General features: G+C 39.5%; 14 protein-coding genes and 2 pseudogenes. 15 read left to right on the top strand and 1 reads right to left on the bottom strand.

What is annotated here, in order from left to right:
• Positions 1-29 precede the first annotated feature (29 nt).
• The 12 genes from IEX94_RS04215 (at position 30) to IEX94_RS04160 (ending at position 13,065) form a co-directional block, all read left to right on the top strand.
• Positions 30-719, top strand: a complete 690-nt coding sequence (locus IEX94_RS04215; protein WP_229782561.1) for a DUF2848 domain-containing protein — start codon at positions 30-32, stop codon at positions 717-719.
• 31 nt (positions 720-750) lie between these two features.
• Positions 751-1,587, top strand: a complete 837-nt coding sequence (locus IEX94_RS04210) for an NHL repeat-containing protein (protein WP_188856160.1) — start codon at positions 751-753, stop codon at positions 1,585-1,587.
• Between the two features lie 50 nt (positions 1,588-1,637).
• Positions 1,638-2,855 carry an NRAMP family divalent metal transporter gene (locus tag IEX94_RS04205; RefSeq protein ID WP_156857959.1) on the top strand — a complete coding sequence of 406 codons (1,218 nt, stop codon included), beginning with the start codon at positions 1,638-1,640 and terminating at the stop codon, positions 2,853-2,855.
• Positions 2,856-3,140: 285 nt separating this feature from the next.
• Positions 3,141-3,758 (top strand): flavodoxin family protein, encoded by a 618-nt coding sequence (locus tag IEX94_RS04200; protein ID WP_188856159.1) that lies wholly within the window; start codon positions 3,141-3,143, stop codon positions 3,756-3,758.
• Between the two features lie 147 nt (positions 3,759-3,905).
• Positions 3,906-4,466: a Uma2 family endonuclease gene (locus IEX94_RS04195; protein WP_188856158.1), complete on the top strand. Its 561-nt coding sequence runs from the start codon at positions 3,906-3,908 to the stop codon at positions 4,464-4,466.
• A gap of 541 nt (positions 4,467-5,007) precedes the next feature.
• Positions 5,008-6,519: a fatty acyl-CoA synthetase gene (locus IEX94_RS04190; RefSeq protein ID WP_188856157.1), complete on the top strand. Its 1,512-nt coding sequence runs from the start codon at positions 5,008-5,010 to the stop codon at positions 6,517-6,519.
• A 79-nt stretch (positions 6,520-6,598) separates the two neighbouring features.
• On the top strand, positions 6,599-7,333 hold the full coding sequence (locus IEX94_RS04185) for a plasmid pRiA4b ORF-3 family protein (RefSeq protein WP_188856156.1): 735 nt from the start codon (positions 6,599-6,601) through the stop codon (positions 7,331-7,333).
• Positions 7,334-7,457: 124 nt separating this feature from the next.
• On the top strand, positions 7,458-8,132 hold the full coding sequence (locus tag IEX94_RS04180) for a FadR/GntR family transcriptional regulator (protein WP_156857964.1): 675 nt from the start codon (positions 7,458-7,460) through the stop codon (positions 8,130-8,132).
• 177 nt (positions 8,133-8,309) lie between these two features.
• The gene (gene ilvD / locus IEX94_RS04175) at positions 8,310-9,980 is read left to right on the top strand and encodes a dihydroxy-acid dehydratase (protein WP_188856155.1); all 1,671 of its coding nucleotides are present in this window, start codon (positions 8,310-8,312) and stop codon (positions 9,978-9,980) included.
• A 787-nt stretch (positions 9,981-10,767) separates the two neighbouring features.
• Positions 10,768-11,334 carry a diaminobutyrate acetyltransferase gene (ectA, locus tag IEX94_RS04170; protein WP_308425578.1) on the top strand — a complete coding sequence of 189 codons (567 nt, stop codon included), beginning with the start codon at positions 10,768-10,770 and terminating at the stop codon, positions 11,332-11,334.
• 37 nt (positions 11,335-11,371) lie between these two features.
• On the top strand, positions 11,372-12,631 hold the full coding sequence (gene ectB / locus IEX94_RS04165) for a diaminobutyrate--2-oxoglutarate transaminase (RefSeq protein ID WP_188856214.1): 1,260 nt from the start codon (positions 11,372-11,374) through the stop codon (positions 12,629-12,631).
• A 32-nt stretch (positions 12,632-12,663) separates the two neighbouring features.
• Complete coding sequence (locus IEX94_RS04160) at positions 12,664-13,065, top strand: ectoine synthase (protein WP_188856154.1); 402 nt, start codon at positions 12,664-12,666, stop codon at positions 13,063-13,065.
• 51 nt (positions 13,066-13,116) lie between these two features.
• On the opposite strand, the gene IEX94_RS04155 is transcribed toward IEX94_RS04160, so the two are convergent.
• Positions 13,117-13,563, bottom strand: coding sequence for an Hsp20/alpha crystallin family protein (locus IEX94_RS04155; protein WP_188856153.1), 447 nt, complete (start codon positions 13,561-13,563; stop codon positions 13,117-13,119).
• Positions 13,564-14,024: 461 nt separating this feature from the next.
• Here IEX94_RS04155 and IEX94_RS04150 point away from each other — a divergent pair.
• From IEX94_RS04150 to IEX94_RS04140, 3 genes and pseudogenes are all read left to right on the top strand, one after another.
• Positions 14,025-14,603, top strand: a pseudogene (locus tag IEX94_RS04150) (family 4 glycosyl hydrolase); the annotation flags it as partial.
• A 1-nt stretch (position 14,604) separates the two neighbouring features.
• Positions 14,605-14,776 (top strand): annotated as a pseudogene (locus IEX94_RS20225) (NAD(P)-binding domain-containing protein); the annotation flags it as partial.
• A gap of 9 nt (positions 14,777-14,785) precedes the next feature.
• Positions 14,786-15,634 carry a four-carbon acid sugar kinase family protein gene (locus IEX94_RS04140; RefSeq protein ID WP_373290795.1) on the top strand — a complete coding sequence of 283 codons (849 nt, stop codon included), beginning with the start codon at positions 14,786-14,788 and terminating at the stop codon, positions 15,632-15,634.
• Positions 15,635-15,648: the final 14 nt, after the last annotated feature.

Genomic DNA, 15,648 nt, shown 5'->3' with positions numbered 1-15,648 from the left:
ATAAAAATATGAATAATGGAGGAATTATTATGAAAAACAAACTGAGCTTACATGTGCAAGGAGAAAATAAATCAATTGAATTTGACGTTAATCATGTATTTAATGCTGGATATGCGGGAAGTGACCAGGAAAAAGTCCAAGAACATATTGATGAATTGGTGAAATTAGGTGTGGAGGCTCCTACCACAACTCCGATTCTTTTCCCTGTTTCTGATTATATTGTTTCAACGACATCAGAAGTACAAGTCCAGCATAACGAAACAAGTGGAGAAATTGAATACGTACTTATTTGGCATGATGACGAGTTATTTGTCACTGTTGGTAGCGATCATACTGATCGGAAATTAGAAACATTCAGTGTACCAATGTCTAAACAGGCATATCCGAATGTGATTGCTGGAGATGTATGGAAATATGAGGATGTAAAAGACCATTGGAATCAATTAGAACTGATCTGTTGGGTAACTTCTGAGGGAGAAAAAAAGGTTTATCAACAAGGAACCTGTGCAGATTTGTTAAATCCAGAGCAATGGGAGGAGCATTTTTCCAAGCTCAATGTAAAAGATGATGGAAATATGTTCTTCTCAGCTACAATAAATACGGAGGAAAATACGCTAGATTTTGCTGACAAATATGAGTTTGAATTACGTGATCCTGTTTTAAATCGTTCTATTAAACATCATTATTATGTAAATGTACTAACTGAGCCAATCGTATAATTCTTATGAAAGAATTTGAGGTGATTCCTTTATGCATGTATTCCGACTTGGTCCGAAGCGGTATCAAGTAAATAAAGGGTGGGGGAAGCTTCCGACTTCCCTTTCTTACACGAATATTTCGGCATTAACAATTGACCATGAGGGAAAAATCTTTGTATTACAGAGAAGCCAACCTTTTATGTTGATCTTTAATCGTACTGGTGAACTGATTGATTCTTGGACAGATATGGATATCGTTGATGGGCACTATTTGTATACAACTCCTGATAATAAAGTATTTGTAGTAGACCGTGATTCTCATCGAATCGTATTTTTTAACCATACTGGTGAAAAGCTAGATAGTATTGGGGACAAACGATTTCCTGGAGCGTGGAGAAGACCTTTTAACCATCCAACGGACATTGCGATGACATCAAATGGACACTATTATGTGACGGATGGTTATGGGAATTGTTGCGTGCACCACTTCGATTCTAATTGGCAATTAGTGAATACATGGGGAGAAAAAGGGGCAGATGCAGGAGCATTTTCAACCCCTCATGCAATTGTAGCGGATAGCCAAGATCATTTATATATTACAGACCGTGAGAATAATCGAATTCAAATCTTTAACCAGCAGGGAGCCTTTCTTCAAGAGATGAGGAATCTGTATCACCCGATGGATATATGGTTTGATAAAGAAGGCTATATCTATGTAACGGATCAAACTCCAAGTCTTAACTTATTTGATTCGAAACAGAATTTGATAGGAAGGTGCCGAACCTTTGGGATATACGGTCATGGAATAGCAGTTGATGAAAGCGGATCCATTTATATTGCGGAAATGTTTCCGGACAGTATTACAAAGTTAGAGATAATAAGTTCATAAGAGTTTTATTTAATACTTTTTATCACAGTGGAAGTGGAGGGAGAAAGAAAATGAGTAATTTACAACCCGGGAATCAAATTGTAGGGCGTAGGAGAATCATACTGGGCGCTGTCTTCCTAATGGCAACATCATCAATTGGTCCAGCGTTTTTAACACAAACTACGGTATTTACCGAACAGTTTCTTGCGAGCTTTGGTTTTGCCATTTTAGCTTCTATCATCATTGATATAGGGGCGCAGTTAAATATATGGCGTGTCCTTGTTGTAACGGGAAAACGCGGACAAGATGTAACAAATATGGTCTTTCCGGGACTGGGATCTCTCATTGCGGTATTGATCGTGATTGGAGGACTGGCTTTTAATATTGGAAACGTAGCCGGTGGGGGACTTGGAATGAACGTCATGTTCGGCGTTTCAGCTGAAACAGGTGCAGTCATAACTGCAATTTTGGCAATTATCATATTTTTATTGAAAGATGCAGGGAAAGTTATGGATATTGTCGTGGTTATTCTTGGAGTAGTCATGATTTCGATGGTTGGGTATGTCATGTTTACAACTAGCCCACCGGTAGGAGAAGCCGTAGTAAAGAGTTTCATTCCGGATGAATTTAGGTCCCTAATCCTTCCAATTGTTACATTAGTAGGTGGAACCGTCGGGGGTTATATTACATTTGCAGGGGGACACCGTTTAATTGATGCTGGCGTAACTGGAAAAGAACATGTGTCTCTCGTATCAAAAGCAGCTAGCTATGGAATACTCACGACAGGTGTCATGCGAGTCTTTCTTTTTCTCGCGGTATTAGGTGTTGTAACAGCTGGGTATAAACTTGATGCCAGTAACCCTGCAGCCTCTGTATTTCAAATTGCTCTAGGGGACGTCGGATATAAAATATTCGGTATCGTAATTTGGGCAGCAGCATTGACCTCTGTAATTGGTTCTGCCTATACAAGTGTTTCTTTCTTGCGTTCTTTCCATAAAAAGTTTGCAGAATATAGTAAATATATTATTATTGGATTCATTGCCTTTTCAACTTTAGTATTTGTATTTGTTGGAAGACCAGTCGTCATTTTAGTTATTGTAGGGTCTTTAAATGGCTTGATCTTACCACTTACATTGGGCGCTGTACTGATTGCATCGCGGAAGAAAAGTATTGTTGGTGATTACCATCATCCAACATGGCTACTTGCTTTTGGTATTCTTGCCGTCATTATTACGTTAATTGCGGGTTGGTTCTCTTTAGAAGGTATCGCAGCACTTTGGAATGATTAACTTTAGAGTCCAATAGTAAATGAAGCCTGCTATAGAGAGTAGGACTGCCAAACTACTTTTTAGTAGAAGTAAGAATAGATTTTAAGATTCTAAGTTGATTCAACGAGTTAATCGGGAAATATCCCTGATTGACTCGTTTTTTATATCTGTCAACTCTTGAGTTGTATCAATAATTGTTAGGTAACGTACCTAGCGCAGCGAAAATGATCTAGTTATCTGAACAACGATTATACATTAAGGAAATCGGGAAGAAACAATATATATTAAAGAAAGGAAGTGTCTTTTATGAAAGCATTAATCTTAAACTGTTCCTTAAAACCCTCTAATGAAGTGTCCAATACTGATGCTTTGTTAGAAGAGTTCATCAATGTCTTTAGAGAAAAACAAATAGAAACAGAAACGATTCGAGTAGTAGATTATCATATAGCATTTGGCGTTGAGGCTGATATGGGCGACGGGGACGAGTGGCCAGTAATTGCAGAGAAAATAGAAAATGCTGATATTCTACTCTTTGGAACACCTTTGTGGATTGGTGAAAAGAGTAGTGTTGCCAAAATGGTTCTGGAACGAATTAGTGGGTCCGGTTCTGAAACGAATGATAAAGGACAACCCGTCTATTATAATAAAGTTGCCGGGGCTGTAGTGACTGGTAATGAAGATGGTGCCAAACATGCGGCAAGAGATATTCTCTTTAGCTTAGGACATTTTGGATTCTCCTTGCCACCTAATCCACTGTCCTACTGGGTGGGGGATGCCGGTCCAGGCCCATCTTACATTGAGGCCAAAGATAAAAATAATGAATTCACACAAAAAAATGCACAGATTGCAAGTCATAATCTTGTTCACTTAGCGAAGATATTGAAGGATAATCCGATCCCTGCGGAGGGAAATTTGAGTGAGTAAGTGAAATTATGGAGATTGACCCTCAAAGGTAAGAATGAATATCTTTGGGGGTTTTTTGTAATGAAGGAGGGCAGAAGATTACCTTAATTTGTGTAGAATAAAATGAAAATAAAGTGTAGTATACTATACAAGGGGAGGTAGAAAACGATGCCTTTAAGAAAAGAAGATAATATGTTAACTTATGATCAATATTTAAGTATGGGTGAAAATATAAAATACGAAATAATTGATGGCGAACTTTATAATATGTCCCCCTCTCCAAGTGTGAAGCACCAAACAATTGCAAAGGAACTCGTAACAGAATTTAACATTTATCTACGGGGGAAGAAGTGCGAAGTGATACCTGAAATTGATGTTTCATTAGAAGGTCTAGAGGACGTTACGAAAATAAGAGAGTGGGTTCGTCCAGATATCTCTGTTATTTGCGATAAAAGTAAGAAGAAAGAAAATCATATTGCGGGAGCTCCGGATTTAGTTATTGAGATATTATCTAAGTCAACTGCTCAAAAAGATAAGGTGACAAAATTTAATCTCTATAAAAATAGCGGTGTTAAAGAGTATTGGATAGTGGATCCAGCTTATGATTTAATTGAAGTTTATTTATTGGAGAACAAGGAATTTGTCAAAAAGGGAACATTTTCAAAGCAAGATAAAGTAAAGGTTAATATATTCGATGATTTGTTCATTGATTTAGATTTGATTTTTTAAATGTAGGCTGGAGAGGATATTTCGTGTCTAATGTGTTAAGGGGAGGGATGCTCTTCTTGACGGTGAACACCTGAGTGACATATGTACTTACTTTGTTTCCCATGTAGTATGTAGATTCTATCTCTTCTTTTGGTCCATATCACTCCATCGTAACATAGGTGAATATTTACTTGTAATATTCACAATAATCACATAATTGGTGTTCGAGAGTTGAATTACTAATATAATAAATAATAGCGAAATTCGTCAACCCAGCAACGATTGGAAAAAATCTGCGAACGATCCGATAATGGCAAAAAAGTTTCTATTTTTAATGCTAAAAGAGGAAACTAACTAATATGTTTAGGTTAACAGACAGAATCCCTATGGTGAACTAGAGGATATTGGAGTGGCAGTTTGTTTCTTTGCATCCGAAGAAGTTAAGTATATTAAGGGGCAATCTCTCGTAGTTGATAGAGGAAAAGTCTTACCTGTAGTTCCGGGTGAGGTTTTATTATTAAGCTATTAAAGCTACCACCAAATTAGAGAGGATGAATGAACCGTGAGAACAAGCACTATAGCCGAAACGATCCGACGTACAGCCGCGCGTGTCCCAAATAGCACTGCTATTATTTTTGATGACAGGGAATGGAGTTACTTAGAACTGGATAAAGCAGTTACACGTGTTGCGCAGGGCTTGCGTGGACAAGGTGTTACAAAAGGAGACCGTGTCGCCGCTTATGGAAGAAATTCCGATATGTATGTACTTTTATTCTTGGCAACTGCCCGTTTAGGCGCCATTCATGTCCCAGTGAATTTTCAATTACATGGAGATGAGCTTGACTATATTCTTAGCGATTCGGACCCGGTTCTTATCTTTGCTGACTGTGAATTAGCAGAGACAATCACTAAAACGAAGTCAAATCGTGAGCGGAGTGTTTTGCTTTTTGAAGAGGAAATCCTTACATGGGCTCTGAGTGACGATGATAAAACCTTGCAGGATGATGAATTTGCTGTGGAAGATACAGATATTGCGCAGCTTCTCTACACGTCGGGGACAACGTCTGATCCAAAGGGTGCGATTATGACACATCGTGCCTTGATTTACCATTATATGAGTTGTATTCAAGGATTGGACATTGAGGAGTCGGACAGGGCGCTTCATAGTTTGCCGCTCTATCATTCGGCACAGATGCATGTGTTCTTGCTGCCTGCTCTAATGGTCGGAGGCTGGAATAAGATTCTACCTGCACCAGTTCCTGAAGAGGTGCTAGCAACGATGGAACAAGAAGCGATTACTTCCTTCTTTGCCGCACCAACCGTTTGGGTTTCCTTAGCGAATCATCCGGATCTCGCGGTTCGTGAGCTTGATACGCTGCGGAAAGCGTATTACGGTGCTTCGATTATGCCTGGACCAATTCTTGAAAGGTTACAAAGTCATTTGCCGAAACTCGGTTTTTACAATGTGTTCGGCCAATCTGAAATGGGGCCAGCTTGTACGGTCCTGCGTCCAGAAGAGCATGCAGACCATCCAGGTTCAGCAGGCAGACCTCTATTGTTCGTTGAGGCACAAGTCGTGGGCTCAGAGGGTAATCGTGTCGCAATCGGTGAACTTGGTGAAATTGCTTACCGCTCTCCTCAACTTTGCCTTGGTTATTGGAACAAGCCCGCAGCTACAGAAGATGCTTTTGTCGATGGATGGTTCCGCTCTGGTGACCTCGTTAAGCAGGATGAGAATGGCTTTATCGAAGTGGTTGATCGTGTGAGGGATGTTATTAACACCGGTGGGGTGCTTGTTGCTTCAAGGGAGATTGAGGATTGTATTTATCAGCTGCCTGAGATTGCTGAAGTTGCTGTTGTCGGTGTGCCGGATGAAAAGTGGATTGAAGCAGTGTCTGCCTTTATCGTTGTAAAAGCTCCGATTACAAAAGAAAAAATCCTCGAGCATGTAAGGGCTCATTTAGCGAACTTCAAAGTTCCGAAACAAGTGGAAATAGTAGAGGAATTGCCGCGGAATGCTAGTGGTAAGATACTGAAGCGGCAATTGCGTGTTGTTGCAGATTCTCGGAACTAATTAAATTCTATTAATAGGCGAGGGAGAGGTGATGATACAATCACTAATAATAGAATCAAGCAAGGAGCGTATCAACAAAATGAAAGCATATATTATAACGATAGAACTAAAAGAATCCAATCCATTAATTTGGAGAAGCGTCATTATGCCAGCGGACGCAACTTATAAAAGATTGCATGATTCGATCCAAACTGTGACCAATTTTCAGGGAGGCTATCCTTCAGATGGCTATCACCTCTATGAATTTAACTTGATAGAAGAAAATATAAAAGTAACGAATAATGAAGAAGCATATCTGGAGTATCAGAATTATAAAAAGAACAAGGCTGTTTTCAAAAAACGATTAGAGACAATGCCAGATAATATGCGGGTATTCGAGCAAAAATATCAAGGGAGGGAGCAGGCAGAAGTTCGGAAACCTAGTGGTTTAAAAATTGATGGATACTTGGAAAAATACAAAGAAATTAACTATGTCTATGATTACGGCGATAATTGGAATTTCACGATTAAACTTGAAAAAATAGTCGATGATTACTATTTTGGTTATCCTACCCTTCTGGATGGAGCGGGAACTGCGCCACCTGAAGATGTGGGCGGGATGGACAATTTTTATGAATTTCTTGAAATTTACAGGGATCCAAATCATCCTGATCATGAAGATACCAAAGCTTGGGCGGACTCTTTCAATTTTAGAGAATATGACTTTGAATGGATTAATCACATGCTTAAGATGCTCAATTACAAGAAGACAGAGTGGGATAAGATTAACCATGTTGGGTATGTGGTGGTTAATGATAAGTATAGAAAGAAATAAGAAATCGATTCCGCGTGTTTCTTACTTATCATAGGACTTTTATTGCTTCCTGTCACTTATCGAAATCTGCTTTTATAACCTATATGCTATACTAATAAGAAAACAAAACAGGGTGATAAAGTATATGGTTCAAAAAAGATTATCTGACCATATTGCAGACGATATTATTGCGATGATTTCTATAGAAAAACGTTTTAAACCAGGAGATAAACTACCAAACGAAATCGAGCTATCCGAAGAACTTGATATCAGCCGGACAACGTTACGGGAAGCAATCCGCATTCTTGTGACAAACAGCATTTTAGAAATCCGCCGTGGAAAAGGTACATATGTCAAAGATGACGTTGACATCAACAATATCGAATCCTTAAGCTTCCTTGCCGATGCTAAAATCGACACGAAAGATTTATATGAAATCCGTCTCATCTTTGAACCAGAGGTTGCCTACCTTGCAACGATTCGAGCGAGTGAAGCCGAGTTAAAACGAATTATTGATTATGGTTTATTAATAGAAGAAAAAGTAAAAAACAACGAAGATCGCACAGAAGTGGAGCATAAATTCCATAAATGCATTGTGAAAGCGACACACAATGCATTTATGGAAAGACTAATGCCTGTCATTCAACGAGCGATTGCAAAAGGCGTTATTTTAACGAATGAAAAAGAAATGGCGATTAAAGATACAATCAGTGATCATCGTATGATTATGGACTTTATGCGAAACCGCAACCCAGAAGGGGCAAGAAGTGCAATGAAGATTCATATTTTACATGCGATGAAAGCACTGGGATTGGATTGAACCTCTTATGATTGAAGTCATAGGGGTTCTTATTTTTTATTACCCATTAACGGTCTGTAATCCTTCACTTTATAAACGCTTTAAAGTTCATAACGAAGTCATACAACGTTGTTGACAGCAGACAACTCAACATTTAAAATAACAATAATATTTAAATTTTTTTAAAGGGTGAATAAAATGAGAAGTGATAAAATCAAAATCGGACTTGATCGTGGTCCACACCGCAGTCTCTTATATGCGACTGGAAAAGTAAAACCCGGGGATTTACAAAAGCCATTTATCGGGGTATGTAACTCTTATATTGATATTATTCCAGGACATGTGCACTTGCGTGAATTTGCTGACGTCGTAAAAGATGCGATTTATGAAGCCGGTGGTATTCCATTTGAATTTAATACAATCGGTGTCGATGATGGGATTGCTATGGGACATATTGGAATGCGTTATTCTCTCCCAAGTCGGGAACTAATTGCTGACAGTGCAGAAACGGTCATTAATGCTCACTGGTTTGACGGTGTCTTCTACATTCCAAACTGTGATAAAATCACACCCGGAATGCTAATGGCAGCGGCTCGTACCAACGTTCCTTCTGTTTTTGTTTCCGGCGGACCGATGGAAGCGGGGGTTAGCCAAGATGGGAAGAATTTATCATTAACATCCGTTTTTGAGGGTGTTGGTTCGGTGAAAGCTGGTAAAATGTCAGAAGAAGAATTCGAATTCATCGAACAAAATGCTTGTCCGACATGCGGCTCTTGTTCAGGAATGTTTACAGCCAATTCGATGAACTGTTTAATGGAAATGTTAGGGCTTGCACTTCCTGGGAACGGATCGATTGTCGCCACAAGTGAAAAGCGGAAAGAATTAATCTATGAAGCTGCTAAACATCTCGTGCGCATGGTGAAAGAAGACGTTAAACCTCGTGACCTGATTACAAAAGAAGCGATTGATGATGCATTTGCATTGGATATGGCAATGGGTGGTTCCACCAATACAGTTTTACATACATTAGCAATTGCGAATGAAGCCGGTATTGAGTATTCGTTGGAAGAGATTAATAAAGTCGCAGAACGCGTGCCATATCTTGCAAAAATCATGCCTGCATCCGACATCTCGATGGATGATATAAACAAAGCAGGTGGCGTCAGTGCGATTATTAATGAACTAACGAAGACTCCAGGCGCCATGCACCCTGAACGCTTGACGATTACAGGCCAAACGATGGGGGAGCTTGTTAGCGATTATGAAATCACTAATGATCAAGTTATTCGTACGAAAGACAATCCATACAGCCCAGTTGGTGGACTGTCGATCCTTTTCGGTAACCTAGCGCCAGAGGGTGCCGTCATTAAAGTTGGTGCGGTAGACCCGAGCATTAAAGTGTTTGTTGGTGAAGCCATTGTTTTTAACTCACAAGATGAAGCGCAAGAAGCGATTGATAACGGTACAGTAAAAGAAGGGCATGTTGTCGTTATTCGTTATGAAGGACCCAAAGGCGGGCCGGGTATGCCGGAGATGCTCGCTCCAACTTCTGCTATAATGGGACGCGGACTTGGTAAATCTGTTGCACTTCTCACAGACGGCCGATTTTCCGGTGCATCGCGCGGAATTTCAGTCGGACATATTTCACCTGAAGCTGCAGAAGGTGGCCCAATTGCATTAATTGAAAACGGAGATATGATTACGATTGACCTACCAAATCGTACAATCAACGTTGACCTAACAGATGAAGTTTTAGCAGAAAGAAAGAAAAACCTGCCACCATTCGAACCGAAGATTAAACAAGGATGGTTAGGAAGGTATTCGAAGTTGGTAACTAATGCATCTAAAGGTGGCGTAATGAGTATATAGTTTGATGCAATAAATTACCTTAATGGATTAATCGTAAAGCATCAAAGCCTAAGGAAATAGACGTTTGGTCTCTTGGAAACCAAATGTTTATTTCCTCTTTTTTAACCAAATTTTTTAAACAACTAAAGGAATTCACACACTCCCCCGATAAAAAACTTACCCCATCCCGGGAGACAATTGTTCCGACCCCAATGTCACGTAATAGATGGATGAACTTTTCTAATTTCCACTGATAAAGCTCTTATTTAAACGAGGTGAAGTGGTTAATACACTTCCTAAATGCTGTCATCAATCGTAAAATGCCGAACTTTATCGAATTTGGATGGTTATTTAAAAACGAGGGTGTGCAAATACTTAAATATCAAATGAATTATAACGTAAAGAGGTACCTATGATAGATGGGGGGGAGCTCTTCCTTTTGGACCAAGAGCAGTCAAGTGAAATTTTTAAGGCTGTACTACAGTATGGACTGCCGGAGCACCGTTATAATATACAATCGTCCCGCACCAATTAATGATAAGAAAACATTACAAAAAATATCAAACAAAATTAAACGCCCCGATAAAAGGCTCTAGATCAAGCTCCAATGTTGTTTTTTTAATGAAGACGAAAAACAGAATCCGCAGTTATGCAGACAATCAGCAACTATTTACCAGTTATTTATAGACATCTATAGGCCACAGTAAGCTAATCCAGCTTAACCATGTTTAATCCCACTATATCCTGTTTTATCCGTTTTGACGTAACTTTTTATTAACGTTAAGCTTTAAAAGAATGAAAATTAAAAATTAACTTAGGTGGTGGGAGCATTAAAACGTTAGAAACGGCTGAGAAGCCAATTGTTAAAAAGGAACTTCATTTTAGGAAACCGAACAAGGAAGATGGGGCGGCTGTTTGGGAACTGATTAAGCAGACTAGCAACCTCGATTTGAATTCTTCTTACAGCTATATTATGTGGTGTGAGATATTTTCCGAGACATCCATTGTAGCGATTGAAGAGAGAGGTTATATTCGAAAGCCTGTTGCATTTGTATCTGGATTTATTCATCCGGATAATCCCGACACATTATTTATTTGGCAGGTCGCTGTTCACGCATCACAGCGGGGGCAAGGGTTGGCAACTCGAATGCTGAATCAGCTTTTAGAGCGTAAGTCTTGCGAAGAAATTCAGTATATTGAAACTACTGTAACAACGTCGAATACAGCTTCGAATAATTTATTCATTGGTCTTGCGAGGAAACATCAAGCCAATTATAAGATCAGTAAATACTTTGAATCGGAAATCTTTCCAGAGGCTGAAAATGAAACTCATGAAGAAGAATGGCTTTACAGAATAGGGCCTGTGAATAAATAAAAAATGATAAGGGATGAGTACTTTGACAACAGCAGTAATGGATAACGAGAAAATGAAAACTTTTAAAGAATTGGAATCAGCAGTAAGGAGTTACAGCCGCGGATGGCCGACGGTTTTTGAAAAAGCGAAGGGCTATCGTTTATGGGATACAGATGGCAAGGAGTATATTGATTTCTTCGCTGGGGCAGGCGCATTGAATTATGGGCATAACAACGACACGATGCAAGATAAATTAATCGAGTACATACAGGATGATGGAATTCTGCATAGCCTCGATATGGGAACGACTCCACGAAAGAAGTTTCTTGAAAAGTTTCAGGAAACCATCCTTAAACCTCGAAACCTCGATTATAAAATTATGTTTCCAGGTCCAACCGGGACAAACACGGTAGAAAGCGCACTTAAAATTGCAAGAAAAGTAACCGGAAGAGAAACAGTCATCAGTTTTACAAACGCTTTCCACGGCATGACAATCGGGTCTCTATCCGTAACAGGTAATTCAACGAAGCGAAAGGGTGCGGGAATTCCGTTAAACCACACAGTGTCAATGCCATTTGATCAATTCGTTGATGATCAAGACACGACTCTCTATTTGGAAAGTTATTTAGAAGGAAGCAGTACTGGTGTTGATTTGCCGGCTGCAATTATTCTAGAGACGGTACAAGGGGAAGGCGGCATTAATGCTGCTCGGATGGAGTGGCTGAAAAGAATCGAGGAAATCTGTAAACGTTTTGATATTCTATTGATTATTGATGACGTGCAAGCGGGTTGCGGAAGAACTGGAACATTCTTTAGCTTCGAACCAGCTGGAATTAACCCTGATATTGTCTGCCTGTCTAAGTCAATTGGCGGAATCGGCCTACCGATGGCAATCACATTGATTAAGCCGGAATATGACCAATGGACACCAGGTGAGCATAATGGAACATTCCGTGGAAACAACCTGGCATTCCTCGCTGCAACAGAAGCGTTAACTTACTGGGAAACAGATGATTTTTCCGAAAATATTATGGAGCGTGCAGACTTCTTGAAAGATACTGCCGAATCCATTGTTGAAAAATATCCAGAATTAAAGGCTGAAGCGCGGGGGAGAGGACTGATGCAAGGGATCGCAGTGCATGTCGATGGACTTGCGGAAGAAATTTGTGCTGAAGCATTCAAGCGCGGTTTAATCATCGAAACATCTGGACCGAAAGATGAAGTCGTGAAATTCCTTCCTCCATTAATAATAGATGAAGAAGGGTTAAGCAAAGGATTAGAAATTCTAGAAGCTAGTATCAAGCATGTACTTGCTTAAATTTAAAATGAACACAAAAGGAGAAGTAAAACATGATTGTAAGATCACTTGAAGATATTGTGGGGACGAAAGACGATGTAGCAGATGGGAATTGGAGAAGCCGCAGATTTGTTTCCGCACATGATAGATTAGGATTCAGTGTAAATGATACGGTAATTAAGGGCGGTACGAAAAACTATTTCTGGTATAAAAATCATATCGAAGCTGTCTATGTCATAGAAGGGGAAGGGGAGATTGAGCAGATCGAAACCGGTAAAGTTTGGCAGCTGAAGCCAGGAACGATTTACGTACTGAATGAAAATGACAAACATGAAGTACGTACGAAAACAGACATGCGCATGGTTTGCGTATTTAATCCACCGCTTGTCGGGACAGAAACGCATGATGAGGATGGGATTTATCCGGCGTTGACATTGGAGGATATTCAAAAATAAACGTCAAAAAAGGAAGGGGAATTTTTTCGAATCTCCCTTCCTTTTTTAGGGTTAATTAATTTCAATTTGTTTCGCTGATCCGCTGTCATCCGGATTTGCTTTTGGCAGCTTAACTTTCAGGACACCATCTTCCAAACTAGCTTCCACTTTATCCTGATCGATATTTTCTACGTAGAAGGAGCGCACAAACTCTCCAAAATGGCGTTCTTGGCGGATCACTCGGTCGTTTTCATCCCGTTCTTCCATCTGATCATCACGCTTTGCCCGGATGGTAAGCTGATTGTTTTCTAAATTGATTTGAATGTCATTTTTGGAGAATCCTGGAAGATCAGCTTGCACGACGTAAGCATCCTTGCTTTCCGTGATGTCTGTTCTGAGTGACTGAAAATCATTCTTGCCAGACGGAAGGAAGTCTCGATTGAACATATCCTCGAATGCTTTCGAAAATTGCTCCATCATATTCTGACTTCTGTTGCTGTACGGTCTTAGATCAAACATATTCCATTCCTCCTTAAATCATTTATTCCAATATATGTATACCCTCTTGTCCAATGTTTAAACATCCGAGAAAAACAAAATGTGCCTTGCCGGCTCTCTCAATCTCTATTTATTGATGCTGAATCAATAAATAGAGTGGGGAGTTAATAGTAGAGTGCCGGCAAGACACAGGCCTTAGTATAACAGATTAAGTAAAAAAATGGAAATTGGGCTGTGGAGTAATTTTTTAATGTAAACGTTGACACTAAACATAAAGTATGGTAAATTACAATTGTAATTAAATAAGTTAACTTCATTTTAAGGGATGTAACCTTAATTGGGCATAACCTGAATTGATATGGAAGCGCTGTACGTGCGTTTTCATACAGTTCGGGTTTTTTTATTGCCGAAACCGTTATGTATGCATAAGGAATCAATTGTCAAAGGAAGAATGAGAGGTTTTAGTATTAGGAGGTCATTTTATGAGTAAAGGCGTTAAAATTGTCACGATAGGGGGAGGATCAAGCTATACTCCGGAGTTAGTAGAAGGGTTTATTAAGCGGTATGTTAGTTTGCCAGTTCGTGAGCTTTGGTTAGTCGATATCCCGGAAGGAAAAGAGAAACTGGAAATCGTTGGTGGCTTAGCTAAGCGAATGATTAAAGAAGCTGGATTGCCAATCGATGTACATCTTACTTTAGACCGCCGGGAGGCATTGAAAAATGCAGACTTTGTAACAACCCAGTTACGTGTCGGTTTACTGGAAGCGCGTGCGAAAGATGAACGTATTCCTTTAAAATATGGTGTAATTGGACAAGAAACGAATGGGCCAGCTGGACTATTCAAAGGTTTAAGGACGATTCCAGTTATTTTAGATATCGTTAAAGATATGGAAGAACTCTGTCCGAACGCATGGCTAATTAACTTCACCAACCCAGCAGGAATGGTGACGGAAGCAGTTCTCCGCCATAGTAATTGGAAGAAAATCGTCGGTCTATGTAATGTCCCAGTCGGAATGAAAATGGGGATTGCCGACCAATTAGGTGTTGAGCCAGAACGAATTCATGGCTGGAGGTGCGGAGGAACATTTTAATAAGGTTCGGCCGCTTTTTGAAGCAATGGGGGAAAACATTGTTTATGTAGGTGACAATGGTGCTGAAATTGGCAAATCAAATTATTGTTAACGTAAATATAGCTGCACTATCCGAAGCGGTTGTTTTGGCAAGTAAGTCAGGCGGTATTCATGTGTATACAAATTGGGATGAAGCGTCGATATTAGATGGTTTCCAATCGGATGAGAAAATGTTTTTTATTTTAACGAATTCACGGGCATTTTCAAAAGAGAAGACGGAGCAGGTCCATAAAGATATTACGAATCGGGTTCAAAGAGTATCGAAGCAATTTAATAAGCCTTTTCTTATTATTAGTAGAAGTGATTCTACGCTTCGGGGACATTTCCCGCTTGAAACAGAAACGATTAATGCAACACTTGGAAACAGCGCTGATGGTGAAATTATCATTCCGTTCTTCAAAGAAGGTGGACGATATACGATTGAGAACATTCACTACGTGGAGAAAGACGGTGCATTAGTTCCGGCTGCTGAAACTGAATTTGCAAAGGATCGGACATTTGGCTTTACGAAAAGTCATCTTGGCGAATATGTGGAAGAAAAATCTCAAGGCCGATTTAAACAGAAAGATGTAACCTATATCGCACTTGACGATTTACGCGCAGTAGATATTGAAAAAATCACAGAACAATTAATGGGAATTGAAGGTTTTAATAAAGTTATTGTTAATGCTATTTCTGATGATGATTTAAAGGTATTTTCAATTGCACTTACAAAAGCAATTGAAAACGGTAAGCAATTTTTATATCGGACGGCAGCATCCTTTACAAAAATAATTGGGCATATTTCAGATAAAGATTTATTGTCCAGTGAGCAGGTGATCCTTGGAAGCAAGAAATCAGGTGGATTAATTATCGTCGGTTCCCATGTAAATAAAACAACTCAGCAACTGAATGAATTATTAAAATTAGATGCTGTTAGGCCGTTTCTGTTGTGTTATGATGATAATAAAATTTTCTGTTAATAATGAGGGGGATA

The organism is Oceanobacillus indicireducens (assembly GCF_014647195.1).
Classification (GTDB): domain Bacteria; phylum Bacillota; class Bacilli; order Bacillales; family Amphibacillaceae; genus Oceanobacillus; species Oceanobacillus indicireducens.
The sequence above is the reverse complement of the archived record's forward strand: the minus strand, read 5'-3'. Positions and strand labels throughout refer to the sequence as shown.

What these genes read in the sequence shown, in the direction of transcription:
- IEX94_RS04215 (WP_229782561.1), top strand. Translation starts at nt 30, where the DNA reads ATGAAAAACAAACTGAGCTTACATGTGCAAGGAGAAAATAAATCAATT.
- IEX94_RS04210 (WP_188856160.1), top strand. Translation starts at nt 751, where the DNA reads ATGCATGTATTCCGACTTGGTCCGAAGCGGTATCAAGTAAATAAAGGG.
- IEX94_RS04205 (WP_156857959.1), top strand. Translation starts at nt 1,638, where the DNA reads ATGAGTAATTTACAACCCGGGAATCAAATTGTAGGGCGTAGGAGAATC.
- IEX94_RS04200 (WP_188856159.1), top strand. Translation starts at nt 3,141, where the DNA reads ATGAAAGCATTAATCTTAAACTGTTCCTTAAAACCCTCTAATGAAGTG.
- IEX94_RS04195 (WP_188856158.1), top strand. Translation starts at nt 3,906, where the DNA reads ATGCCTTTAAGAAAAGAAGATAATATGTTAACTTATGATCAATATTTA.
- IEX94_RS04185 (WP_188856156.1), top strand. Translation starts at nt 6,599, where the DNA reads ATGAAAGCATATATTATAACGATAGAACTAAAAGAATCCAATCCATTA.
- IEX94_RS04180 (WP_156857964.1), top strand. Translation starts at nt 7,458, where the DNA reads ATGGTTCAAAAAAGATTATCTGACCATATTGCAGACGATATTATTGCG.
- ilvD (WP_188856155.1), top strand. Translation starts at nt 8,310, where the DNA reads ATGAGAAGTGATAAAATCAAAATCGGACTTGATCGTGGTCCACACCGC.
- ectB (WP_188856214.1), top strand. Translation starts at nt 11,372, where the DNA reads ATGGATAACGAGAAAATGAAAACTTTTAAAGAATTGGAATCAGCAGTA.
- IEX94_RS04160 (WP_188856154.1), top strand. Translation starts at nt 12,664, where the DNA reads ATGATTGTAAGATCACTTGAAGATATTGTGGGGACGAAAGACGATGTA.
- IEX94_RS04155 (WP_188856153.1), bottom strand. Translation starts at nt 13,563, where the DNA reads ATGTTTGATCTAAGACCGTACAGCAACAGAAGTCAGAATATGATGGAG.